The organism is Shinella sp. HY16 (genome assembly GCF_028534175.1).
Lineage (GTDB): Bacteria > Pseudomonadota > Alphaproteobacteria > Rhizobiales > Rhizobiaceae > Shinella.
Map to the genome: position 1 here is coordinate 220,307 of NZ_JAHYXL010000006.1, position 23,660 is coordinate 243,966.

Annotated in this window: 19 protein-coding genes; 13 read left to right on the top strand and 6 right to left on the bottom strand. The window is 64.9% G+C overall.

The features are described from left to right. Window positions 1-3: 3 nt before the first annotated feature. Window positions 4-1,017, bottom strand: a complete 1,014-nt coding sequence (locus K0P03_RS32700) for an ABC transporter permease (RefSeq protein ID WP_023516671.1) — start codon at window positions 1,015-1,017, stop codon at window positions 4-6. Between the two features lie 184 nt (window positions 1,018-1,201). Between K0P03_RS32700 and K0P03_RS32705 the strand changes: the two genes are divergently transcribed. Next, entirely contained in the window at window positions 1,202-2,059 is an 858-nt protein-coding gene (locus tag K0P03_RS32705; RefSeq protein WP_023516672.1) for an IclR family transcriptional regulator, read from the top strand. Between the two features lie 24 nt (window positions 2,060-2,083). Then, a complete protein-coding gene (locus K0P03_RS32710; RefSeq protein ID WP_272791863.1) occupies window positions 2,084-3,373 on the top strand; it encodes an acetoin dehydrogenase dihydrolipoyllysine-residue acetyltransferase subunit in 1,290 nt (429 codons plus the stop codon). Window positions 3,374-3,376: 3 nt separating this feature from the next. On the opposite strand, the gene K0P03_RS32715 is transcribed toward K0P03_RS32710, so the two are convergent. From K0P03_RS32715 to K0P03_RS32725, 3 genes are read right to left on the bottom strand one after another with little or no spacing between them, the layout of a single operon-like run. Continuing rightward, entirely contained in the window at window positions 3,377-4,024 is a 648-nt protein-coding gene (locus K0P03_RS32715; protein WP_272791864.1) for a class II aldolase/adducin family protein, read from the bottom strand. Beyond that, window positions 4,021-5,289 carry a four-carbon acid sugar kinase family protein gene (locus K0P03_RS32720; RefSeq protein WP_272791865.1) on the bottom strand — a complete coding sequence of 423 codons (1,269 nt, stop codon included), beginning with the start codon at window positions 5,287-5,289 and terminating at the stop codon, window positions 4,021-4,023. The genes K0P03_RS32715 and K0P03_RS32720 overlap by 4 nt, the downstream gene beginning before the upstream one ends. A gap of 9 nt (window positions 5,290-5,298) precedes the next feature. Then, window positions 5,299-6,438, bottom strand: coding sequence for an acyl-CoA dehydrogenase family protein (locus tag K0P03_RS32725; RefSeq protein WP_272791866.1), 1,140 nt, complete (start codon window positions 6,436-6,438; stop codon window positions 5,299-5,301). 148 nt (window positions 6,439-6,586) lie between these two features. Between K0P03_RS32725 and K0P03_RS32730 the strand changes: the two genes are divergently transcribed. From K0P03_RS32730 to K0P03_RS32745, 4 genes are all read left to right on the top strand, one after another. Beyond that, the gene (locus K0P03_RS32730) at window positions 6,587-8,761 is read left to right on the top strand and encodes an alpha-ketoacid dehydrogenase subunit alpha/beta (RefSeq protein WP_272791867.1); all 2,175 of its coding nucleotides are present in this window, start codon (window positions 6,587-6,589) and stop codon (window positions 8,759-8,761) included. 45 nt (window positions 8,762-8,806) lie between these two features. Then, window positions 8,807-10,405, top strand: coding sequence for an ABC transporter substrate-binding protein (locus tag K0P03_RS32735; protein WP_272791868.1), 1,599 nt, complete (start codon window positions 8,807-8,809; stop codon window positions 10,403-10,405). A gap of 52 nt (window positions 10,406-10,457) precedes the next feature. Next, a complete protein-coding gene (locus K0P03_RS32740; protein ID WP_023515890.1) occupies window positions 10,458-11,702 on the top strand; it encodes an aminotransferase class III-fold pyridoxal phosphate-dependent enzyme in 1,245 nt (414 codons plus the stop codon). Window positions 11,703-11,781: 79 nt separating this feature from the next. Continuing rightward, entirely contained in the window at window positions 11,782-12,756 is a 975-nt protein-coding gene (locus K0P03_RS32745; protein WP_050745125.1) for an aminotransferase class IV, read from the top strand. Between the two features lie 38 nt (window positions 12,757-12,794). On the opposite strand, the gene K0P03_RS32750 is transcribed toward K0P03_RS32745, so the two are convergent. Beyond that, on the bottom strand, window positions 12,795-13,871 hold the full coding sequence (locus K0P03_RS32750) for a sensor histidine kinase (protein ID WP_207900464.1): 1,077 nt from the start codon (window positions 13,869-13,871) through the stop codon (window positions 12,795-12,797). Between the two features lie 94 nt (window positions 13,872-13,965). After that, a complete protein-coding gene (locus K0P03_RS32755; protein WP_272791869.1) occupies window positions 13,966-15,201 on the bottom strand; it encodes an ROK family transcriptional regulator in 1,236 nt (411 codons plus the stop codon). 158 nt (window positions 15,202-15,359) lie between these two features. Between K0P03_RS32755 and K0P03_RS32760 the strand changes: the two genes are divergently transcribed. The 7 genes from K0P03_RS32760 to K0P03_RS32790 all read left to right on the top strand — a co-directional run bounded on the left by K0P03_RS32760 (window position 15,360) and on the right by K0P03_RS32790 (window position 23,483). Continuing rightward, window positions 15,360-16,925 carry an FGGY-family carbohydrate kinase gene (locus K0P03_RS32760; protein ID WP_272791870.1) on the top strand — a complete coding sequence of 522 codons (1,566 nt, stop codon included), beginning with the start codon at window positions 15,360-15,362 and terminating at the stop codon, window positions 16,923-16,925. 157 nt (window positions 16,926-17,082) lie between these two features. Beyond that, entirely contained in the window at window positions 17,083-18,072 is a 990-nt protein-coding gene (locus K0P03_RS32765) for a substrate-binding domain-containing protein (RefSeq protein WP_023512902.1), read from the top strand. A gap of 93 nt (window positions 18,073-18,165) precedes the next feature. Then, on the top strand, window positions 18,166-19,152 hold the full coding sequence (locus tag K0P03_RS32770; RefSeq protein ID WP_023512901.1) for an ABC transporter permease: 987 nt from the start codon (window positions 18,166-18,168) through the stop codon (window positions 19,150-19,152). Continuing rightward, a complete protein-coding gene (locus K0P03_RS32775; RefSeq protein WP_130518218.1) occupies window positions 19,152-19,919 on the top strand; it encodes an ATP-binding cassette domain-containing protein in 768 nt (255 codons plus the stop codon). Before K0P03_RS32770 ends, K0P03_RS32775 begins: the two co-directional genes overlap by 1 nt. A gap of 23 nt (window positions 19,920-19,942) precedes the next feature. Next, window positions 19,943-20,974 (top strand): hypothetical protein, encoded by a 1,032-nt coding sequence (locus K0P03_RS32780; RefSeq protein WP_130518216.1) that lies wholly within the window; start codon window positions 19,943-19,945, stop codon window positions 20,972-20,974. Next, on the top strand, window positions 20,971-21,993 hold the full coding sequence (locus K0P03_RS32785) for a carbohydrate kinase family protein (RefSeq protein ID WP_023512898.1): 1,023 nt from the start codon (window positions 20,971-20,973) through the stop codon (window positions 21,991-21,993). Before K0P03_RS32780 ends, K0P03_RS32785 begins: the two co-directional genes overlap by 4 nt. A 236-nt stretch (window positions 21,994-22,229) precedes the next feature. Next, a complete protein-coding gene (locus tag K0P03_RS32790; protein WP_272791871.1) occupies window positions 22,230-23,483 on the top strand; it encodes an ATP-binding protein in 1,254 nt (417 codons plus the stop codon). The last annotated feature ends 177 nt before the right edge of the window (window positions 23,484-23,660 follow it).

Here is a 23,660-nt window from a genome sequence, read left to right on the forward strand (position 1 = left end):
TTCTTACCCCAGGCGCACGCGCGGATTGGCGATGACATAGGCGATGTCGGTGATGAGGTTCGTCAGCAGGAAGACGACGCCCCCGACGATGGTGACCCCGATGATGGCGGGAAAATCGAGGCCGCGCGCCGCCTCCACCGCGTAGGACCCCATGCCCGGCCAGGAGAAGATCGTCTCGGTCAGGACGGCTCCTGTGAGCAGGTAGGCGAAGGAGTAGCCGATGACGGTCAGCGTCGGCACCAGCGTGTTGCGCAGCGCATGGCGCACCACGACACGAAGCTCTCCTGCCCCTTTCGCGCGCGCCGTCAGGATGAATTCCCGGTCCAGCACCTCCAGCATGTTGGCGCGCACCAGCCGCGATATGGTGCCTGCGACGGCCCAGCCGAGCACGAAGGCCGGCAGGATCAGATGCCACAGCGCGTCCAGAAAGAGCCTTACGTTCCCGGCGATCAGCGTGTCGATGGTCATGAAGCCGGTGACGGAGGCCGGAGGGGTCGCCCGCGGATCCAGCCGGCCGGGGCCGGGCAGGACGCCCCATTTGACCGAGAAGACATAAAGCAGCGCCAGTCCCAGCCAGAAGACGGGAATGGACGATCCGAACAGGGCGAAGAAACGCGCCGCATGGTCGATGACCGTATTGCGGAAATAGGCCGCTAGAACGCCCAGCGTGATGCCGATCGCCGAACCGATGACCATCGCGGCAAGAACGAGCTCCATCGTGGCCGGCAGGCGGAAGAACACGTCCTGCGCGACGGGCCGGCGCGTGATGAAGGAGGTGCCCATGTCGCCGGACAGAAGATTGCCGACATAGATGACGTAGCGTTCCGGCAGGCTGCGATCGAGCCCCCAGCGCGCCTTCGCGGCGGCCACTGCCACCGGATCGTTCATCTGCCGGTCCGACACGATCGCCGTCAGCGGGTCGCCCTTCGTCACGGTCGTGAGCAGGAAGGCGAGCGTCACGATGCCGAGAACCAGGAAGGGCATCGCGACCAGGCGTCGCAGAATGTATCGTGTCACAAATCGCGTCCTTTAACCCGTGTGCCATCCCGCGCCGACTGGCGTATGGGGAGATCGATGCAGGCATTATTGACAACAGGCGCAGCGGACGTCAACATAAATGAAATTATATTCCATTTACGGTAGATCGACAGATCGCGAAAATCCGCTATGGCTCCAGCAGCGCTGACACGAAAGGCAAGACATGCGTAAACGGACCAAACCGGCAGACGGCAGCGAAGGCGCGGAGGGCGGGAATTCCGCCGCTTCGCTGACGCGCGGGCTGGAAATTCTGCGATCGTTCACCGCCGACGACGCCACGCTCGGCAACCAGGACCTTATCGAACGGACGGGCTTGCCGAAAGCAACCGTCTCGCGCCTGACCTCGACGCTCGTCGGCCTCGGCTATCTCCACTACGACGACATGCTCGGCCGCTACAGCATCGGGCCCGCGACGGTGTCCCTCGGCTACTCGGCGCTCAGCTCCAGCGCCGTCATCCATATGGCAAGGCCCCTGATGCAGGAGCTGGCGGACCAGACCGGAGCGGCCGTGGCGCTCGGCACGCGCGACGGGCTGGAAATGGTCTATCTTGCCAATTGCCGCTCGATGAGCCCGGTTTCGCTGCGCCTCAATGTCGGCTCGCGCCTGCCGATCTACCGCACGGCCATGGGCCTTGCCTATCTTGCCGAAATGCAACCGGACATTCGCCAGTCCGTCGTCGGGCAACTGGTCGTGGCCGAGCCCGAAAGGGCCGAGGAACTCGACCGTCTTGTGACGAACGCCATCGAGGACTACCGGCGCGACGGGTTCATCAGCGCGTTCGGTAGCTGGCACAGTTACATCAATGCCGTCGGCGTCGCCTTCCGGCCGACGGATGGCTCGCCCCTCGTCGCCCTCACCTGCGGCGGGATTGTCGATATCCTGTCGCGCAACCATTGCCGGGAAACCGTCGGTCCCGGGCTGCTCCGGCTTACGCGCCGCCTGCGCGCGCGGCTTGCCGGGGAGCCCGATCCGTTCCCCACCTCGCAACGACCGCCCACCTGGAAAACCTCGGCCGAATAGGCTCAAGCCTCAAGGGATCCCCCAATGCCCACCCATGTCGTCTATCCGAAGGTCAGTCTCGAAATGTCGAGCGGCCGTATCGCCCGCTGGCTTGTTGCAGAGGGCGAAACCGTTCGGCAGGGGCAGGTGCTTTTCGAGATCGACAACGACAAGGCCGCCGTCGAGGTCGAATCCCCTGCGTCCGGCGTCATTCACACCCTTGTTGAAAGCGAGATCGAGGTGGATGTCGGGGCGGATGTCGCCCGCATCTATGGCGATGGCGAAGCCTACGGCGGGATGGAAATACAGGAAGTCGAGACCGGGGAAGCCGTGACCGAGGCGAGCCGAGCCATTCTCTTGCCGGGCGCGCGGCGAAGCGGGCGCGGCCCCAACCCCACTCCCCTCGCCCGCCGCATCGCGCGCGAACATGGTATCGTGCTGGATGGCCTCACCGGTACCGGTCCGGGCGGGCGGATCCAGAAGACAGACGTCGTTGCGAGGGTCGGCGATGCCCGCCGGCCGGCAACAATCGAAATGCCCGCCGTTCTGCCCGCGGTCCGAAAGGATGGCAGTCCCGCGCCGCTGAATGCGACCTGGCTGCGCAAGGGCGACGGCCTGCCTGTCGTGCTTCTCCATGGCTTCAGCGCAGACCTCAACAACTGGCGCGGCATGCTCGCCGGCGCGCGCGCGGACTGGCCGGCGCTGGCGGTCGACCTTCCTGCGCACGGCCGCTCGCCGCATGCGATCCCCGACGACCTCGACCGGATGGCGGCAACCATCGAGGCGACCGTCGCGGCAGAGCATGACGGCCCGCTCGTGCTGGCCGGTCATTCCTTCGGCGGGGCGCTGGCGGCGCGGCTGGCAAGCCGCGGGCAGCTGGATATCCGCGGTCTCTGCCTTGTCTCTCCCGCAGGCCTCGGGCCTGAGATCAACGGCGCCTTCGTTGCGGGCGTGTTACGCGCGCGGCAGCGGGAGAGCCTGAAGCCCTGGCTCGACCTTCTGGTGCACGATGCCGCCGTCATCTCGCCGGCTTTCCTGCAGGCGGTGGTGCAGCAGCGTGACGACACGAGCCTGACGGCGGCGATGGGGGCCTTTGCCGAGCGGTTCTTCCCGGATGGAACACAGTCGATCTCCATCCGTGACGATCTCGCTCGCCTGTCCCAGCCGGTGCGCATCGTCTTCGGCCGGCAGGACCGTATTCTCCCCTTTAGTGCCACGGTGGGCCTTCCCGGCAATGTCGGCCTGCATGCCGTCGATGCGTGCGGGCACATGCCGCATCTCGAATATCCGGCGCTGGTAATGAAGATCCTCGGCGAAGTCCGCAGAAGCGGCTGACGGTCAGCGTTTCGCCTGCTGACCATAGGTGCCGTAGCGGGTGCGCACATCGACGAGTTCCGCCTGCGTCAGGAGAACGGGCTCTCCGATCGACCGGGCGAGCACGTATTGGCGCGCCAACGTTTCCAGCTTTTCCGCGCGCGCCAGAGCCGTCCCGACATCGGGGCCGATCGTGACTGCTCCGTGATTGGCCATCAGGCAGGCGGAGTAGGTCGTGCCCATGGCGGCGACCACCGTTTCCGCAAGCGCGGCACTGCCGAAGCAGGCGTAGTCCGCACAGGGTATCTCGCTGCCGCCGAAGCCGGCGACCATATAGTGGAACAGCGGGATCGCCCGGCGCAGCGCGGCAAGGGCGACGCAGTGATCGGGGTGGGTGTGGACGACGGCGCCCGCATTCGTCGTGGCGTAGAGCCTGGCGTGAATGGCCCATTCCGAGGACGGCCGCCAGTCGCCGATCCAGGCTCCGTCGAGATCCATCGCAACGATCTGCTCGGGCGCAAGGGTGTCGGGCGCGATGCCAGTCGGCGTGATCAGCATCCCTTCGCCGTGTCGCAGACTGAAATTGCCGACCGTGCCGCTGTTGAGGCCGATCGCCACCGATCGCCGGCTCGCCTCGACCAGGGCCATCCTCGCTACCGCTTCGTTCGTCATCGTGCACTTCCTTGGTTCATCGCCTCGACGGCCCTGAGCAGGATGTCGTCGGCGCCCAGCTTGCCGGGTTTGAGGTATAGCGAAAGGGGTACTGGCCCGGTGGAGACGCAGAAGCCGGTTCCGAGCGGGCCATCCGGCAGGGCCCGAACGGCGGTAATGCCGAGCGCATCGACAACCGCGCCCGACGTTTCTCCGACCGCGACGACAAACCGTCGGACGCCGCGATCACACAATCCCTTCGCGATGGCGCCAAGGATGCGCTCCGCCCGGCGGGCCGCCTCCACGCGGCCGAAGGCGGCCTGTACCGCGGCAACACCTTCCGGTCCGGTTGCCGTCGAAATGGCGAGGGGCGCCGTGCCGATCCGCCTCGCGGCCCAGTCGAGCGCTGTAGAGACAAGCCCCTCCTCCCCGGCCGGATCGAGCAGATCCAGCGACAGGCAGGGGTGCTCGGCTGAAAAAGCCGCAAGCTGCGCCAGGACGATCGGCCCGACGCTTCCGGCAAGCACGGCCGTGGAGCCATCGACATGCCGCGGTGCGGGCATCGTGCCTGGCCGCATGGCACGGCCGAGGCGGGTCGCATAGGCGATGATCAGGGGGTCGCTGGCGACGACGACGCGGTCCATCGATGCGGCGACCTCGGCCGCAGTCTCGACGTCGCCGTCATCGGTCGTATCGAGGAAGACGTGGCCCATTCCCTCGGCCGCGAAAGCCTCGATGGCGGTGCGTGCCGCATCGGTGCCACTGCGAAGGGCGGCATGGTTGAGGAGCGCGATCCGGTGCGGCGTCTGCCGCCCGAGGAAACGGACGAGATCGGGGTCGGACATCGGGGTCAGCGGGTCGAAGCGCTTGATCGATTCGGAAACGAGGCGGCCGCGATAGAACATGTAGCCCTGATGGACCGTTGTGCCGAAGCGGGGAAAGCCGGCGCTCATCAGCACCGGCCGCTGGCCTGCACGATCGGCGAGGTAGTCCGCCGCCGGGCCGATATTGCCGTCTTCGGTGGAATCGAACGTGGCGCAGGCCTTGTAGGCGACGCGCCTGCAGCCGGCCTGCAGAAACGCGTCGGTGAAGCGGCCCAGTTCGGCAAGCGCTTCCGCGACGGGCACCGTGCGCGTCCGCGTGCCGGCCATCACCACGGCCGCGGGCGGGATTTCGCCCTCGGGACGGAACAGTACGGGACAGTGGATACCGGCGCCTTCCAGATAGCCGGCGACCATGAGGGCGCCGGTAAAGTCGTCAGCGATGATTCCAAGGGCTCGCTGCATCGTCCGGCCTCAGGCGTTCAGCATTTCGCGGGCGATGATGAGCTGTTGGATCTGTGATGTGCCCTCGTAGAGCCGGAACAGCCGGACGTCGCGGTAGAAGTGCTCGACCGGATAGTCCTGCATGTAGCCGGCCCCTCCGTGGATCTGCACTGCACGGTCGGCGACCCGGCCGACCATTTCCGAACAGAACAGTTTCGCGCTTGCAGCCTGCTGGATGACGCGATCGCCCGCATCGAACCGCCGCGCTGCTTCCAGCACCATTGCGCGTCCGGCAAAGGCCTCCGTGGAACTGTCGGCGAGCATGGCCTGGATGAGTTGGTGCTCGGCGATCGGCTTGCCGAACTGCACCCGCGCGCGCGCGAACCGCACGGCCTCGTCGCACAGCCGCTCCGCGGCGCCCACGCAGACGGCGGAGATATGCAGGCGGCCGCGGTTGAGCACCTTCATCGCGGTCTTGAAGCCAGCGCCTTCCACGCCACCGATGACGCTGTCGGCGGGGATGCGGCAATTGTCGAAGATGACGTCGCAGGTGCGGGTACCGCGCTGCCCCATCTTCCTGTCAATGGCGCCGAGGCTGAGGCCGGGGCTGTCCTTCGGCACCAGGAAGGCGGTCACGCCCGCAGGTCCCGGTCCGCCGGTGCGCGCCATGACGGTGAAGACATCGGCCACCGGGGCGTTCGTGATGTAGCGTTTCGTGCCGTTGAGGATGTAGTGGTTGCCGTCTCGCCGTGCCGTGGTCTTCACGGCGCCTGCATCCGAGCCGACGTCCGGTTCGGTGAGGGCGAAGGAGCCGATGGCCTCGCCCGTCGCCATGCGCGGCAGCCAGTACTGTTTCTGTGCTTCCGTGCCATCGACGATGACGCCCTGCGAGCCGATGCCGTTGTTCGTGCCGATGACGGAGCGGAAGGCGGGAGAAGCATAACCGAGCTCGAAAGCGACGAGCACCTCTTCCTCCATCGTCAGGCCGAGTCCGCCGTGTTCTTCCGGGATGGACATGCCGAAAAGGCCCAGCGCCCGCATCTCCGCGATGATCTCGGGTGGGATGGCGTTTTCCTCCTCCACCCGGGCCTCCGCCGGCAGCAGCCGTTCGCGCACGAACCGGCGCACCATCTCAACCAGGGCGTTCAGCACATCGGCGTCCCGGATCATCGCATCTCTTCCTCTTTGGCGGCCCGTGAAAATTTCTGTTGCATCCAAAGGCTGGCACAGCTTAGTGTGCCGTTCAACAGAAATCGGAATTTATTTCCATAAACGGTAATCGAGCCCACTGCGGCTCCCTTGCGACCCGAGGACACGAATGGCACGCCAGATACCGCTCGCCCCTTCCGCGCCCTGGTTCCGGCTGGAACTGGACGAGGCGGACTGGAGCGAGGAACAGGCAAAAGACCTCGTCCACTGGTACGGCCAGATGCTGCTCATCCGCCGGTTCGAGGAAAAGCTGCTCGATCTGGAGAAGGCCGGGCTCATCCACGGCCCGGCCCATGCCAGCATCGGCCAGGAGGCCGGTGCGGTCGGCGCCATGGCTGCGCTCGGTGCCGGCGACAAGATCAACGGTACGCACCGCGCCCACCATCAGGTGTTGCTGAAGCTGCTCAATCCCTCGGTTCCCGATGGCTTCGACATCCGCAAGGACGCCTTCACGCCCGGCATGGACGAGGCGATCTACCGCTTCATGGCGGAGATCATGGGCTTGACCCCTGGCTATTGCGGCGGGCGGGGCGGCTCCATGCATATGCGTTTCGCTGGTGCTGGCGTCGTCGGCACCTCGGCAATCGTCGGCGGCAACCCGCCCCATGCGGCGGGCTACGCGCTCGCCGACAAGATGCTTGGCCGCGACCATATCTCCGTTGCATTCTTCGGCGACGGCGCGGCGCAGAACGGGGCGAGCTACGAGGCGATGAACATCGCAGCCGCGCAGAGTCTGCCGGTGATCTTCTTCATCGAGAACAACCTCTACGGCGTTTCCACGCACATTTCGGACGTGACGCGCGAGACGCGGCTGTCGTCCCGTGGTGCGATGCTCGGCATCGCCTCGATCGAATGCGATGGCATGGACGTCGTTGCCGTGCATCGCGCCATGGCGGAAGCCCGCCGCATCATCCGCGAGACGGGCGGTCCCGTCGTGATCGAAGCCCTCTGCTATCGCCATTTCCATCAGTCCGGCTCCCGCAGCGGCAGCGACTTCGGCTATCGCACGAAGGAAGAGGAAGCCGCATGGCGCGCGCGCGATCCGATCGCGCTTGCCGAAGCGCGCCTGACGGCGCTCGGCCTGCTCTCTCCGGAAGAGTTCGCCCAGATCGACGCGCTGGTGACGGATCGGGTCGCCGCCGCGGCCGGAAGGCTGACCGAACCGGTCCCCGGCGGCAACACGCTGCGCATTCCCGACAGCCTCTGGCCGGATCCGGCGACGCGCGACCATGGCATTCTGGGCAACCTTTCCGAACTCGCCGGAAAGCGTTTCCTCGACCACGACGACATGCGCCCCGACGCCGTCGAGAAGGTGAAGTTCGTTACTGCCGCCTCCGAGACGCTGGCTGCCGCGATGGCGCGCGATCCCCGCATCATCGTAATGGGTGAGGATGCGCACCAGATGCGCGGCGGCGTCAGCGGCTTCACCAAGGGCGTTCTGGAACGCTGGCCAGAACGCGTCCTGCCCATGTCGATCGCCGAGAACGGCTTCACGGGCGTTGCCCTCGGCGCGGCGCTTAACGGCCTGCGACCGGTGGTCGAGATCATGTTCGGTGATTTTTGCTTCACCGCGGCCGACCAGATCGCCAATGGAGTCGGCAAGGTACGGCACATGTTCGGCGACGGTTTTCCCGTTCCGATCGTCATGCGCGTGCGCATCTCGCCCCACACCGGCTACGGCTCGCAGCATTCCGGCGATCCCTCGGCCCTTTTCGGCCTGTTCCCCGGCTGGCGCATCGTCACACCGTCGAACGCCTTCGACTATATCGGCCTCATGAATTCGGCGCTGGCCTGCGACGACCCCGTCGTCGTCTTCGAGCACACCGAACTCTACCAGAAGGAGTTCGAGGTGCCCGCCGGCGACCGGGACTTCTTCATTCCCTTCGGCACGGCGCGCGTCGTGCGGCCGGGAAGCGCCTGCACGGTTCTTGCGACCTCCGTCATGGTGCAGAACGCGATCCGGGCGGCTGAGGAGGCGGGCATCGATGCCGAGATCATCGACCTGCGCAACATCGACCATCACGGCATCGACTGGCAGCGCATCGGCCAATCCATCGACAAGACGGGCCGGGTCGTCATCGCCGAGCAGACTGCACGCAGCCTGTCGATGGGCGGCACCTGGGCCGCCGAGATCCAGGAGCGCTTCTTCGACTGTCTCGACCACGAAATCCTGCGTGTGACCGGTGGGCTTGCCGCCCCCACGGTCTCGGCCGCCCTCAACCGCGCAGCGCTCGCAACAGTGGCCGACGTGCGGGACGCTTTGCTTCGAATTGCGGAAAAATAGTGGAACAGGGCATCCGCAGCCCGTCAAACTGGAGGTATCCAACCGATGAAACGACTTCTTCCATCGAAATCCAGACTGGCCTTTCTCTCGCTCGCCCTCTCCGCCACGATCCTGGGCGGAGCCACCCACCTGGCATCGGCCGAAGAGCGCGCTTTGGTGATCGCCCGTGACATGGACGTCAACTCGCTCGATCCGGCTCGCGCCTGGTGCGACACCTGCCAGATCTACAACACCTCCGTCTACGAGCAGCTCGTGACGCTCGACAAGGACAACAAGGTGCAGCCGCTGATCGCCTCAAGCTGGGAGATCAACAAGGAACAGACCCAGCTGACCTTCAAGCTCGATCCGGCCGCAAAGTTCTCCGACGGCACGCCGGTCGAGGCCAAGGATGTGAAATGGTCGTTCGAGCGGCTGAAGAACATCAAGGGCAACGGCGCCTTCATCGCCGACCCCATCAGCTCGATCGACATTCCCGACGCGCAGACGGTCATCGTGAACCTCTCCGCGCCGAATTCGGAGTTCCTCAACCAGGCGGCTGCGGGCTTCCTCGGCATCATCAACAGCGATGTCGCTGCCGCTAACGGCGCACTCTCGGATGCGACGGCGGTCGACAAGGACACGTCGGAAAACTGGTTCCTGAGCAACTCCGCCGGCAGCGGTCCCTTCGTCCTCGAATCCTACGAGCCGAATTCGGAACTGCGCCTGAAGCGCAACGACAACTACTGGCGCAAGGCCCCAACGATCCCGCAGGTCGTCTTCCGCCAGGTCAAGGATGCCGTGGCGCAGGCGCAGATGCTGCAGTCCGGTGCCGCCGATATCGCCATGCAGATCGACGCGGAAACCGCCAAGACGCTCGAAGGCAGCAATGTGGTGGTCGACAAGGTGCCGTCCTACAACTTTGTCTACATTGCGCTGTCGCCGGGTGCCAAGGCCAATACCGTCAAGCTGACGCCCGAGGTGCGCGAAGCCATCTCGATCGCCATCGACCGCACGTCGCTGATCGACTTTACCGTTGGCGGCGCCGGCCGTGCGATCGCAACGCCCATCCCGCTCGGCTTCCCCGGCGGCGACAACCATGAGATCCCTGCCTACAATCCGGACCGCGCCAAGGAGCTGCTGGCAGCCGCTGGCGTTGGTGACGGTTTCACGCTGAAGTCGATCTATCCGGACATGAACGTCTATGGCGTCGATTTTTCGCTGATGATGCAGAAGATCCAGCAGGATCTTGCCAAGGTGGGCATAACGGTCGAGTTGTCGCCGGTTCCCTTCGCCAACTGGCGCGAAGCCGCCAACGGCGACCATATCCCGCTGACCGCCGTCTTCTTCGCCCCGGACTTCTTCGGCACCTCGCAATATGTCGATGTCTTCGGCCTGTCGGAAGGTTCCGTCTGGGCCAAGCGGGCGGGCGGCGCGACCGATCCCTCGATCATCAGCACCGAAACCGGCAAGCTGCGTGAACAGGCGCTCGCCGCGCCGGCCGAGGAGGCGGAAAAACTCTGGTTCGAGGCCGGTGAGCAGATGGCCAAGGCCCGGATCATCATCCCGATGGTCAGCCCCGACCTCATCCTGGCGCACAGCCCGACCGTCAAGGGCGTTCGCTACAGCGCCTGCTGCAACCTGCCGCTCGCCGAAATCACGAACTGACCGAGCCATCGGGAGAGGCGAAATGCCTCTCCCGCCCAGGAGGACATACAAGATGACAGCGAAACTGCTGAACAGCCGCGATACGGAACTCGTCGAACGCGCCCAGCGCGTGGTGCCGAACGGCATGTGGGGACATATGGCGACCCGGGCGATCGCACCGGGCTATCCGCAATTCTTCTCGCGCTCGGACGGTTGCCGCGTCTGGGATGCGGATGGCAACGAATACATCGATTTCATGTGCGCCTGGGGGCCGAACGTGCTCGGCTATCGCCACCGGGACGTGGATGCCGCGGCTCTCGCGCGGATCGATGCGGGCGACGTCGGCAATGGTCCGACAGAGAGCATGGTGGAGCTGGCCGAACTGCTCGTCGATACGCTCGATCATGCCGACTGGACGCTTTTCCAGAAGAACGGCACGGATGCGACGACGGCCTGCGTCACCATTGCGCGTGCGGCCACCGGGCGCCGCAAGATTCTCGTTGCCCGCGGTGCCTATCACGGCGCCGTTCCGTGGTGCTCCCCTTCGCTGCTCGGCGTGACGGCGGAAGACAGGGCCCATATCATCGTCTTCGACTATAACGATGCTGCGAGCCTCGATGCCGCGGTCAATGCTGCGGGCGATGATCTGGCGGCTATCCTGCTGACCGCCTTCCAGCATGATGTCGGCAAGGACCAGCACCTGCCGCAAGCCGCCTTCCTCGCTCATGCGCGCAAGATCTGCGACCGTACCGGCGCGGCCCTCATCCTTGACGACGTGCGCGCGGGCTTCCGCCTCGATGTTAGGGGCAGTTGGGCGCGCTATGGGGTCAAGCCCGACCTTGCGGCCTATTCGAAGGCCATCGCCAACGGCTGGCCGCTCGCCGCCGTGGCCGGTGCGGAACGCTTCCGGGAAGGCGCAGGCAAGGTCTTCGTCACAGGCTCGTTCTGGTACGGCTCTGCTGCCATGGCGGCCGCGGTCAAGACTGTCCAGATCCTGCGGGACAGCGACGCCCTTGCGCATACGGAGGCGATGGGTGAGCGTTTCCGGACCGGCCTCTCGGAAATTTCTGCCCGGCACGGCTTCACGCTGCGGCAGACCGGTCCGGTGCAGATGCCGATGGTGCTGTTCGACGGTGACCAGGAGCTGAAGATCGCCAACGCCTTCTGCCTGGCGGCCCTCAGACGCGGCATCTATCTGCATCCCAAGCACAACATGTTCCTGTGTGCCGCCCATACGCCCGGGGATATCGACCGGGCACTCGAGGCCGCGGACGGCGCCTTCCGCGACATCGTCTCGGCGGGCGTGCTCGCCGCCTGAACGCCGCCGCCCCGACCCTGCATGCCGCCTGTGGGCGGCGTGCACCGGCGTGTCACCCCTTTTTCGAGGCAGGGCCATCATGTCCTATACGGACCACATTTTCGACGACTATCGCCTGCGCGTGAAAGCGCTCGAAGCGAGCGACAATCCATTCGCCAAGGGCATCGCCTATATCGCAGGGGAATACGTCCCGCTGCACGAGGCACGCATTCCGATCCTCGACCAGGGTTTCCTGCATTCGGATCTGACCTACGACGTGCCGGCCGTCTGGAACGGCCGGTTCTTCCGGCTGGAGGATCATCTCGACCGTTTCGAAAAGAGCTGCGCCCAGTTGCGCCTCAAGAGCCCTCTGTCGCGGGAGGAAATCCGCGATCGGCTCGTCGAGATGACGGTCAAGAGCGGTATCCGCGATGCCTATGTCATGATGATCGTGACCCGCGGCCTGCGCTTCGTGCGCCAGTATGCGCCCGAGGAGTGCGACAATTTCTGCTATCTCATGGTCATGCCCTATCTCTGGGTCATGGACGAGGCGACGCAGAAGAACGGTGGCAGCGCGGTCATCACCCGCACGGTCCGCCGCGTGCCGCCGGGCGCCATCGACCCGACCGTCAAGAACCTGCAATGGGGCGATTTCACCCGCGGCCTGATGGAGGCGCGTGATCGCGGCGCGATGTACCCGATTCTGACCGATGGCGACGCGAACCTCACCGAAGGCTCGGGCTTCAATGTCATCCTGATCAAGGACGGCAAGCTCTACACGCCGAGAAAGGGCGTGCTGGAAGGCGTGACGCGCAAATCGGTGCTCGCGGTCGCCGAGAAGCTCGGATACCCCTACACGATCGACGATGTGCCGGTGGAACTCGCCTACCAGTGCGACGAGATCCTCTTCGTCACGACTGCCGGCGGCGTCATGCCGATCACCACGCTTGATGGCCAACCGGTCGGTGACGGTCAGGTCGGCCCCATCAGCAAGGCCCTCTGGAAGGGCTACTGGGACGCTCATGCAGATCCGGAGCTGAGTTTCGCTGTCGAAGACTATCGGGCTGGCGGCTGACCCCCCTGCCCTGCGGCAAGCCGGAATGCCCGGCAGGATCAGCCCGTTCTGAACGGCATTGTGAGCGATGCCCGGAACCGCCCGGGCGCGACAGGCCCTGCAGCCAGGAAAGCGCCGGCGGGAAAGTGGGTTTTGACGCGATGGGCAACATTGGCAAGGCCGATGCCGAGGCCAACTTTGCCAGTTGCGGCGGCTGCGACGTCGTTTTCTACCGACACGCAGAGCATCGGCCCTGTCCTGACCGCGCTGACATGGATTTCGGCCCTGCCGGTCGAGGAGCCGACGCCATGTTTCACGGCGTTTTCGATCAGAGGCTGCAAGATCAGGCTGGGAACCATGGCGTCGTTGAGTTCGGCCGGAATGTCGATGCGGACGGTCATCCGGTCTGAGAACCGCTCCTTCTCGATGTCGAGATACTCCTTCTGAAGGGCCATTTCATCGACGAGCCGCAACTCCCGCAAAGGGTCGAGCTGCAATGTCGAGCGGAGGAAGGCCGAGAGCGACATGATCATCCGCTCGGCGCGCTGCGAGGCGCCTTCTTCGACGAGGCCGGTAATCGAGTTGAGCGTGTTGAAGAGGAAGTGTGGGTTTATCTGGTAGTGCAGCGCGCGCATCTGTGCGGCGAGAGCTTCCTCCCGCGTGGCCAACAGCTTCAGGTCCCGGTCGCGCACGTCGATAAGGTTGAGCAGCGCGACGAAGAGAAACGACCAGCCGAAGAAGATCGACATGCGGTAGCAGACCGCATAGCCGTATTCCCTGAGATCGAACGGCGTCGCGGCCGGCAGCATGATCAGACTGTAGAGGTAGTAGTCGAGCAGCGACATGCCGAGGGAGCTGAAAAGCGAGAGGAGCAGGCACGCGAGAAGCTGCACGCTGTAGGGCTGCCGCCGGATGCGGCTGAGCAGATAGGCGAAAAGGATCGCCAGCAGGACAAAAACCACCTCGAGGACGAGTTTTCCCAGGATGGGTTTGATCGGGTTGTCGCCGATGGAAAACCATGTGGGGCTGCTGATCAGGAACTCGGCCGCGGCATAGATGAGGGCAAGGCGCACGGTTAGCGCAGGCAACCCGGCGCCGTCCAGAATGCCGGCGGAAGGGACGGAGATCTCTTTCATGCATAACCCTGTCACGTTCGGTCCGCGGGTCTGTCCGGCTCAGGCTTAATCCGTCGGGTCAGTTGGGGCGAGCGATTTCAGGCGCCGGCGCCTGTCAGGCGGATTGCCGTCGCGCGGCCGGCCTTTGCCGGACGGTGTTGTAGCGCTCCAGCAGGCGATCGGCCTTTGCCGGCGCAAAAAGATCGTCCAGCAGCAGATGCGCTGCACCGAAAAGCGCGCCATCCTCGCGCACGGTGGAGAGCACGATGGAGAGATCGCGGGTCGCGAGCGGCAGACAGCGTTGGTAGACGAGCTCGCGGATGCCTGAAAGCATCAGGTCTCCGCCGCGTGCCAGAGTGCCGCCTATTACGATGAGACTCGGATTGATGATGCTGACGACGTCGGAAATGACTTCGCCAATCGTGCGGCCGGCGGCGCGCAGCAGCATCAGGGCCTCGGGTTTACGCTGTTCGACGAGGTCGATCACGTCGCGGGCGGTCTCGGCGCGAAAACCGCGAGCCGAGAGGTCTCGGGCGATCGCCCAGCCGGCGGCGCGCGCCTCCACGCAGCCGAATTTGCCGCAGCGGCAGAGCGGTGCGTCTTCGGAGAGGAACTGGATGTGGCCGATATCGCCGGCCGCGCCCTGCGCTCCGCGAAACAGCCGCCCGCCGGCAATCATGCCGCTGCCCATGCCCGTCCCGACTTTCACGAAGAGCATGTCGTCCACCGCGGGGAAGCGGCGTTTGTGTTCGCAGATCGTCATGAGGTTCACGTCGTTCTCGACATAAACGGGCACGTCGAAGCGCGTGTTGAGGTGCCCGATGATGTCGAACTCGTCCCAGCCGGGCAGGACCGAGGGGCCGACGACGCAGCCACGCTTGAAATCGACGGGTGTCGGCAGGCTGAGGCTGATGCCGAGAAAGAAGCCGTGCGTCTCCTTGGCTTCCGAGGCCAGGGCGTCGAAAGCGTCGCCGATCTGCGCCAGTGTCGCCTCCGGGCCGCTCGCGACGGAAAAGGGCAATGTCGTCTGGGCGAGGATCGACGGCGTCAGGTCCATGGCGGCGAGGTGGATATGCGTTTCGCCGATATTGGCGACGAGGAGAAAGCCGCCCGCCGCGTTGATTGCCAGCACCCGGGTCGGTCTGCCGCCGCTCGGCAAGGTCTTTTCCGTTTCGCGAACGAGGCCGCTGGCGAGCAGCGCGTTGAGCCGCTGTGTCACCGTCACGCGGGAGAGGCCCGAAGCGGCGAGAAGCTCGGCCCGCGAAGCAGCACCGCCGCCGGCGATCAGCGACAGGATGCCGCCCGCGCCGTCAAGCGTTGGTCTGTCGTGCCCGTCGTCCGTGCGCGCCATGCAAAACTCCTGTTTCCCGACCGGTTTAGCGACAAAGGTGCATGAGATAAAGCACGGAGTTTTTCTGTCTCGCGGACTTATGTAAGATAATATACATAAGATTGCTATTTATGTATGTATTTGTGTATATGGGGCATCAGCGTTTGGAGAGGCGCCGCGTGACCACCTATCTCATCGGACTGGACTACGGATCGGAATCGGCGCGGGGCGTGCTGGTGGAGGTCGAAAGTGGGCGACAGGTGGCGCAGCACGTCCATCCCTATCGGCACGGCATCATGACACGGCAGCTGCCGGGCGGAACGCCGCTGCCACCGGATTTCGCGCTGCAGAATGCCGAGGATTATACAGAGGCTGCCTTCGAGATTCTTTCCCGGCTCGGGCGGGGGCGCACCGTCGCGGGGGTCGGCCTTGGCTTTACCGCGAGCTCGCCCCTGCCCGCCCGGGCCGATGGCGTGCCGCTCTCACGTCTCCACCCCGACGCGCCGCACGCCTACGTCAAGCTGTGGAAGCACAATGCGCAAACCTATGCCGATGCGATCAATGCCCGTCCGGGCCCGTTCCTCGCCAATTTCGGCGGGCGGGTTTCCGGTGAATGGCTGCTGGCGAAAGCGGCTCAGATCGCCGCGGAGGCGCCGATGCTCTGGGCGGAGACGGACCGCTTCATCGAGGGCGGTGACTGGCTCGCCTGGCAGTTGACGGGGCGGGAGGCCCGCGGTCTCGGGTTCGCCGCCTACAAGGCGCAGTTTTCCGCCGCGGCCGGCTATCCACAGGGTGTTGTAGCGGACCTTGACCGTCGGCTGGCGACGCCGCTCCCCGTCGGTTCGCCCGCCGGGCCACTTTCGCCGCAATGGCGGGATCTGACCGGGATCGAAGGGCCGGCAATCGTCGCCGTCGCGGTCATCGATTCCCATGTCATGCTGCCGGCGATTGGCGGTGTGACGCCTGGCGCCTTCGTCGGGGCGCTCGGCACTTCGGCTGCCTACCTCTATCTCAGCGACGTCTACCGGCCTTTACCGCCGGGCATCGAGGGCGTCGCCTTCGACGGCTCCATGCGCCAGCTCTGGTGCTACGAGGCTGGCCAGCCCAGTTTCGGCGACACGCTTGCCTGGTTCGTGCGCGCTTTTCCCCGTGGGGCGGACAGAGAGGACAGCTTTCGCATCTACAACGCCGAGGCGGCGGAACTCCCGCCGGCGGCGGGGCGGCTCGTCGCGCTCGATTGGCTCGGCGGCAACCGCGTTCCCTATGCGGACGGCGCGCTTTCCGGGCTTCTTGCGGGCCTGACGCGGGAGACGACAGCGGCGGAAATCTACCTCGCGCTGATGGAAAGCCTCTGTTTCGGCGCGCGGGCGATCTACGACCTATTTCCCGCCGGCGGGCTGCCGGCCGAGCGCGTGGTGATGGCGAGCGGTCTCGCCCGGGCCAATCCCCTGCTGATCCAGATCATGGCCGATGTGCTCGACCATCCTGTCGAGGTGCCTGAAATCGCCAATGCCACCGCCGTCGGTGCGGCGATCCATGGCGCGGTGGCGGCCGGAACCGTTGCCACTTACGCCGAAGGCGCGGAGCGGTTTGGTGCGCAGAGCGTCGGTCAGGTCTTGCCCCGCGCCGCTCACGCCCGGCGCTATCAGAAGGCCTATGAGATCTACCAGCGGCTGGCGGCTGGCGATGAGGTGCATGCAGGGCTTCGGGCCCTGCGGGGGCTGGAAACCAACCCGTTGGTGTGACGAAATTATTTTTGGATAAAAATATACAAAACATACATAATTGGCATTTGACTTTATCCAAAAGAGATGACCTAATCCCCTTGGCCTTTGAGGAGAGGTCATGCCCGCCAGAAGAGCCGGAAGGGCTCTGCGGCGCCGTTGGATCTGGGAGGATTTCATGTCGCTTCATCGCATTCGCGCATCCGCATATTCCGCCGCCGCCTTGGCGCTCGGCCTCGCCCTCGGCGCAGGTGCCGCAAACGCCCAGGAGGTCATTGTCGGCCTCGTCACGAAAACCGAGGTCAATCCGTTCTTCGTCAAGATGCGTCAGGCCGCCGAGGCCCGCGCCACGGAAAAGGGCGTCAAGCTGATCGCCCGCGCCGGCAAGTTCGACGGCGACAACGAAGGGCAGGTCGCCGCGATCGAGGACCTGATCAGCGCCGGAGCCAAGGGCATCCTGGTCACGCCGAACAACTCGTCGGGCATGCTCGACGTCATCAAGAAAGCCCGCGAGGCCGGCGTTCTGGTCATTGCGCTCGACACGGCGACGGATCCGGCCGACGCCGTCGATGCCACCTTCGCCACGGACAATTTCGAGGCCGGCGTGCAGCAGGGCGCCTATGCCCGCAAGGCGATGGGTGACAAGAAGGCCGTCGTCGCCATGCTTGACGGCACGCCGGGCGGCACGGTCGATACCTTCCGCCATGACGGCTACCTGAAGGGCTTCGGCATCGCCGAGGGCGACCCATCGATCGCGGGCGCGGCCATCACCAACGGCGCGCAGGACAAGGGTCAGGTCGGCATGGAGAACCTGCTCTCCAAGAACGGCGAGATCAATGCGGTCTACACGATCAACGAACCGGCTGCGGCCGGTGCCTATGCAGCGCTGAAATCCTTCGGCAAGGAAGCCGATGTGATGCTCACCTCGATCGACGGTGGCTGCGCCGGCGTGCGCGACGTGAAGGACGGCAAGATCGCCGCGACCGTCATGCAGTTCCCCTACAAGATGGCTTCCATGGGCGTCGATGCTGTCGTGGAGTACGCAGCCTCCGGCAAGAAGCCGAGCGGTTTCGTCAACACCGGCTCCTTCCTGATCACCGACAAGCCCGTCGAGGGCCTGGAATCGAAGGACACGGCCTGGGGGCTTGAAAACTGCTGGGGTGACTGATCTTCTTTCTCCCGGCGGGACCGCGCGCGGCCGAGCGTCGCCGCGGGCCTGACCGGGTGATCGGCCGCGCAAAACCTGATGCACGGGATGCCCATGAATACAGCCACCGTTTCCGACGCCGAGACGCCACGGAGCCTGAAGGCCCGCATCCTGGGAACGCCCTCGGTGGGGCCGCTTCTGGTCCTTCTCGGCTTCTGTGTGATCTTCGCGCTGACCAATCCCCGTTTTCTCGCCACGCACAATCTGTCGATCATCCTGCAGCAGACCGTCATCATCGGCGTTCTCGCGATCGGCCAGACGCTGGTGATCCTGACCGCGGGCATCGACCTTGCGGTCGGCGCCATCTGCGTGCTCGGCACCATTGTCGCCGGCAAGCTGGTCAATCTCGGCTACGACCCCGTGCTTTCCATGGGGTTTGCCATTCTGCTCTGCACGGCTGCCGGTCTTGCGGCGGGTGGTCTCGTTTCCGGCCTCAGGCTCCCGCCCTTCATCGTCACGCTCGGTATTTTGGGCATCCTGACGGCAGCGCTGCGGCTGATCTCCGAAGGCGGCGCCTTTCCGGTGCGCGATCCCTTCCTTGCCTGGACGGGCAACACGATGAAGCTCGGTGGCTTCGTGCTGACCTATGGCGTGCTGATCATGTTCACCCTTTACGCCGTGGTTTGGTATCTCCTGAACCAGACGAAATGGGGTCGCCATACCTACGCCATCGGCAACAATGCGGAGGCTGCCCGCCTCGTCGGCATTCCGGTGCGCCGCCACCTGCTCTCGGTCTACGTGCTCGCCGGCCTGATCTACGGCATCGCCGCCTGGCTGGCGCTCGGGCGTATCCCGAATGCCGATCCCAACGCCATGCAGAGCGCCAATCTCGATTCCATCACCGCCGTGGTGATCGGCGGCACCAGCCTGTTCGGCGGCCGCGGTGGCCTCATCGGGACATTGATCGGCGCGCTCATCGTCGGGGTGCTGCGCAACGGCCTGACGCTCGCCGGCATCGACCCGCTCTGGCAGGACCTCGTGACCGGCATCCTCGTCATCATCGCCGTCGCGCTCGACCAGATGTCCCGGAGGAAGAGCTGATGGCCGACGCCGTTCCGCACGTGGTTCTCGAAGCGCGCAACGTGGTGAAGACCTACGGCCATGTCACCGCGCTTGACGGCGTTGACTTCGAACTTCGCGCCGGCGAGATCCTTGCCGTTGTCGGCGACAATGGCGCCGGTAAGTCGACGTTGATCAAGACGCTGACCGGGGCCGTGCGCCCGACCAGCGGTGACATCCTGCTCGACGGTGCGCCGGTGCATTTCAAGGGGCCGCTGGATGCGCGCCACGCCGGTATCGAGACGGTCTACCAGGATCTCGCCGTCGCGCCTGCCCTCGACATCGCCGCCAACCTCTTCCTTGGCCGCGAGCTGCGCGCGCCGGGCCTGCTTGGCGGTCTCTTCCGCCGTCTCGACAAGACGCGCATGCGTGAAGAAGCCCGCCGCGCCATGGGCGAACTGAAGTTCCGCCTGCCGGCGATCGACAATCCGGTGGAGTCGCTGTCGGGTGGCCAGCGGCAGGGTGTCGCCGTCGCGCGCGCCGCGCTCTTCGCCCGCAAGCTCGTCATCATGGACGAGCCGACGGCGGCGCTCGGCGTGCGCGAGACGGGCCAGGTGCTGGAGTTGATCCGCTCGATCCGCGATCGCGGCCTGCCGGTCGTTCTCATCAGTCATAACATGCCGAACGTCTTCGACATCGCCGACCGCATCCACATCATGCGCCTCGGCCGGCGCGCGGCCGTCGTCACCCCCAAGACACATACCATGAACGACGTCGTCGCCATCATGACCGGCGCGGCGGCCGCCTGACCCTGTCCCGAACGGAGCAAGACATGTATCGCCTCGACCAGAAGCTCGCCCGCATCCGCGCCGGAAACTACACCCGCAGCGATTTCATCATCGCCGACGCGAAGGACGGCGACATGGGGCCCTCCATCACCTCCTGCGGTCCGAAGCGGGCGAAGGACGGCAGCTGGTCGCGCCACTACACCCGCGCGGAATTCCTGGAGAACATCCGCGCCGTCGTCGAGCAGGATATCGTCGACATCATGCTGACCTCCGCCTCCAACATGGAGGCGCTGACAGACATGGGCGTGTTCCGGGGAAGCGCCGTCAAGCCGGCGATCCGCGCCAACGACACGACCGACGTCTGGGTCTGCCGGGGTGCGACCTATTCGAAGCAGCCCTCGCGCCCCTTCCGGACGGCCTCGCTCTCGCGCGTTGCCACCGGCACGATCGATCCCGCGCCGGGTGCGCAGATTACCGGCACGGACCTCGGCCTCTACTCCATCACCTTCAACAACGATCTTGAGCACGACTACCAGTCGCTGGAAGCCTTCCACTGGTTCCGCGAGGACGCGGCACGCAACAACTTCAAATACTTCCTTGAGGTCTTCAATCCCAACGTGGATTGCGGCGTCGACCCTGAAGTGGTTCCCCACTATGTCAACGACGTGATGATGCGCTGCCTTGCCGGTGTTACCAAGGCGGACCGGCCGCAGTTCCTCAAAATCCCGTTCAACGGGGCCAAGGCGCTGGACGAGCTCGCCTCCTACGATCCAAGCGTCATCGTCGGGGTTCTCGGCGGTGGCGCTGGCACGACGCGCGACTGCTTCGAGCTTCTCCACCAGGCCGAGCGGTTCGGCGCGCGCGTCGCGCTGTTCGGGCGCAAGATCAACCTCGCCGAAGACCCGCTGGCCATGGTGCGCTTCATGCGCGAGGTAGCATCCGGCACGATTGCGCCTTCGGAGGCGGTGAAGGCCTATCACGCAAGCCTTTCCAAGGACGGGATCAAGCCGTTGCGCGAGCTCGCCAACGATAACGTCGTCACGGAAGCTGTGCTCAAGCCGGAACAGAGCAGATGACGGGCGGGCGGCGAGGCATCCTGACGGGTGGGACGTGGTGTGCGGATTACAACCGCACGGTCAGCCACTGGCCGGGTGAAGACGGCCTTGCCGAGCTTTTCGAGGAGGAGCGTCACGGCGGCGGCTCTAGCTGCAATCTAGCGCTTGACGTCAAGCGGCTCGATCCGTCGATCCCCGTCGAGACGATCGGCCTCGTCGGGGATGATGACGATGGCCGCTATCTGCGCAAGACGGCTGCGGCAGCGGGTATCGACACGCGCCAGATGACGGTGACGCCGGATGCCGCCACGCAGTTCTGCGACGCCTATGTCTCGCTGCGCTCGCACCGGCGTACCCATATCTTCCATGCCGGAACCGGCGCGCAGCTGACGCCCGATCACTTCGATTTTTCCCAGACGCGTATGCGCTACCTGCATCTCGGCCTGCCGGGCGTGCACCGCATTCTCGACGCGCCCTGGCAAGGCGAGCCGAACGGATGGGTGGCGGTGCTGAAGAATGCGCGCGCGGCGGGGCTTCAGACAAATCTGGAGCTGGCGAGCATCGACCGTGGTCTGATGGCCCGGCTTGTCGCGCCTTGCCTGCCGCATCTCGATCTCCTCATCGTCAATGACATGGAAATCGGTGCCATCGCCGGTGTCGAGACCATCCTGGACGGCACTTCGGACAAGGACGCGTGCCTTCGCGCGGCGCGCATGGTGCTGGAACGGGGTGCGATGGGGCTCGTCACCGTACACTGCCCGGCTTTCGCCATTGCCGTCACCCGTGACGGGGATAGTGCGGTCGCGCCCTCCGTCGCCATCCCTGAAGTGGAGATTAAGGGCGCGAACGGGGCGGGCGACGCCTTTGCTGCCGGCATGCTCTACGGTCTTCACGAGGGGTGGCCCCTTGCCCAGTGCCTCGAACTCGCTCACGCCGCCGCCGCCGTCTCGCTGCGCAGCGTGTCGACGACGGGAGCCATGCTTTTCTGGCGCGAATGCCTGTCCCTTGCTCAGAAATGGGGGCCAAGGAGGGACATCTGAAATGTTGCCCGGAACGGTTCAGTATTCGAGCAGGCACATTTCTCTTGCCGATTGCTTGATCGGTGTCGTCAGGTGGAGCACGAAAATGGCGTGCGCCGAGACCACGTAAAACGGCGGGGATTTCAGGGCCATAACCTCATATGTGACGTCGGGTGCTTAAATTCGGACATCCTTTGATTTAAAAATAGACGAACGTCGGCTTTAAATCAGACGAATTCTTCGCTAAGAATGGCCGCATGATTTCCCCTCCCCTGCCCCGTCTCCATATCGAACGCAAGGTCCGACAGAACGTCGAAACCGCCTTGGCCGACACGCGTGTGGTCCTGATTGCCGGCCCTCGTCAAGCCGGCAAGACGACATTGGCGCGGATGTTTGCCGGCGAGGATCGGCCGTTCATGACATTGGACGATGCCGGCACCCTCAGTGCTGCGAAGTCCGACCCGATCGGCTTCATACGGGGCATCAGGCGGGCCGTCATCGATGAGGTGCAGCGCGCGCCCGAACTGATGCTGGCGATCAAGGAGAGTGTCGACCGCGATGAAGAGCCGGGACGGTTCCTGCTGACCGGCTCGGCCAATCTGGCGACGATGCCTGCCATTGCCGATTCTCTGGCCGGGCGGATGGCCGTGATTTCCCTTTTTCCATTCGCCCAGTCCGAGATCCTTTCGACCCCCGGCCGCTTGCTGGATCGTCTCTTTGATGGCGAAGAGCCGGTGGCCGGCGGCGGGGCCGTCTTTGGCGATGACCTGGTGGAGGTGGTCGTGAAGGGCGGCTTTCCTGAAGTCCTTCGGCGCACGACTGCGGCCCGCCGTACCGCTTGGCTTGAGGACTACGTGGCTCTGATTCTGGACCGCGACGTGCGCGACATCGCAAACATCGATCAGCTCGATCGTTTGCCGCGTCTCCTGAGCGTGCTTGCCGAACATGCCGGACAACTGGTCAACCACAGCAGCTTCGGTGCAGCGCTGGGCCTTTCGAGCGTCACGGCCCAGAAATATGTCGCTATCCTCGAACGGCTGTTCCTCGTGAGAACGCTTTCTCCCTGGTCGAACAACCGCCTCAGCCGGCTGATCAAGACGCCAAAGCTGCATTTCATTGACACCGGGCTGCTCGCGGCCCTGCGGGAAGACGAGGCGGAGCGGCTGATCCGGGATCGGACGCGATTCGGCCCGTTGCTCGAAAGCTTCGTCGTGTCGGAGATCCTGAAACTGGCTTCCTGGTCCGAGCGGCGCCTCGCATTCTCGCACTACCGGACCAAGGATCAGGACGAGGTGGATGTGATCATCGAGGACCGTCGCGGCCGTATCGTCGGCATTGAGGTGAAGGCGTCGGCGACCGTGAAATCGGATGATTTCCGCGGGCTGCGCCAGCTCAAGGATGCCGTGGGCGACCGGTTCGTGCGGGGACTGGTCCTGCACGATCATGACCGCATCACGCCCTTCGGGGAGAAGCTGCAGGCCGCGCCGATTTCACTGCTCTGGACCATGTAGAATCCGGCTGACAGGGAGGGCAAGGTCGCCGGCGCCGGCTTTTACACGGGTATTGGGCGGGTACGCCATTTGCGAGATCATCTGTGCAACGCCTGAAAAAAGAGCGTTCCCGCAGGTGCGCAACTGTTCTTATTAACCTTTTGTTAACCCTAAACTTCTGGACGGTCCGGGAGAATC

Bases quoted from the DNA above. Each gene is read 5' to 3' on its own strand.
- K0P03_RS32705 (WP_023516672.1), top strand. From the start codon at position 1,202: ATGCGTAAACGGACCAAACCGGCAGACGGCAGCGAAGGCGCGGAGGGC.
- K0P03_RS32710 (WP_272791863.1), top strand. From the start codon at position 2,084: ATGCCCACCCATGTCGTCTATCCGAAGGTCAGTCTCGAAATGTCGAGC.
- K0P03_RS32715 (WP_272791864.1), bottom strand. From the start codon at position 4,024: ATGACGAACGAAGCGGTAGCGAGGATGGCCCTGGTCGAGGCGAGCCGG.
- K0P03_RS32720 (WP_272791865.1), bottom strand. From the start codon at position 5,289: ATGCAGCGAGCCCTTGGAATCATCGCTGACGACTTTACCGGCGCCCTC.
- K0P03_RS32725 (WP_272791866.1), bottom strand. From the start codon at position 6,438: ATGATCCGGGACGCCGATGTGCTGAACGCCCTGGTTGAGATGGTGCGC.
- K0P03_RS32730 (WP_272791867.1), top strand. From the start codon at position 6,587: ATGGCACGCCAGATACCGCTCGCCCCTTCCGCGCCCTGGTTCCGGCTG.
- K0P03_RS32735 (WP_272791868.1), top strand. From the start codon at position 8,807: ATGAAACGACTTCTTCCATCGAAATCCAGACTGGCCTTTCTCTCGCTC.
- K0P03_RS32740 (WP_023515890.1), top strand. From the start codon at position 10,458: ATGACAGCGAAACTGCTGAACAGCCGCGATACGGAACTCGTCGAACGC.
- K0P03_RS32745 (WP_050745125.1), top strand. From the start codon at position 11,782: ATGTCCTATACGGACCACATTTTCGACGACTATCGCCTGCGCGTGAAA.
- K0P03_RS32750 (WP_207900464.1), bottom strand. From the start codon at position 13,871: ATGAAAGAGATCTCCGTCCCTTCCGCCGGCATTCTGGACGGCGCCGGG.
- K0P03_RS32755 (WP_272791869.1), bottom strand. From the start codon at position 15,201: ATGGCGCGCACGGACGACGGGCACGACAGACCAACGCTTGACGGCGCG.
- K0P03_RS32765 (WP_023512902.1), top strand. From the start codon at position 17,083: ATGTCGCTTCATCGCATTCGCGCATCCGCATATTCCGCCGCCGCCTTG.
- K0P03_RS32770 (WP_023512901.1), top strand. From the start codon at position 18,166: ATGAATACAGCCACCGTTTCCGACGCCGAGACGCCACGGAGCCTGAAG.
- K0P03_RS32775 (WP_130518218.1), top strand. From the start codon at position 19,152: ATGGCCGACGCCGTTCCGCACGTGGTTCTCGAAGCGCGCAACGTGGTG.
- K0P03_RS32780 (WP_130518216.1), top strand. From the start codon at position 19,943: ATGTATCGCCTCGACCAGAAGCTCGCCCGCATCCGCGCCGGAAACTAC.
- K0P03_RS32785 (WP_023512898.1), top strand. From the start codon at position 20,971: ATGACGGGCGGGCGGCGAGGCATCCTGACGGGTGGGACGTGGTGTGCG.
- K0P03_RS32790 (WP_272791871.1), top strand. From the start codon at position 22,230: ATGATTTCCCCTCCCCTGCCCCGTCTCCATATCGAACGCAAGGTCCGA.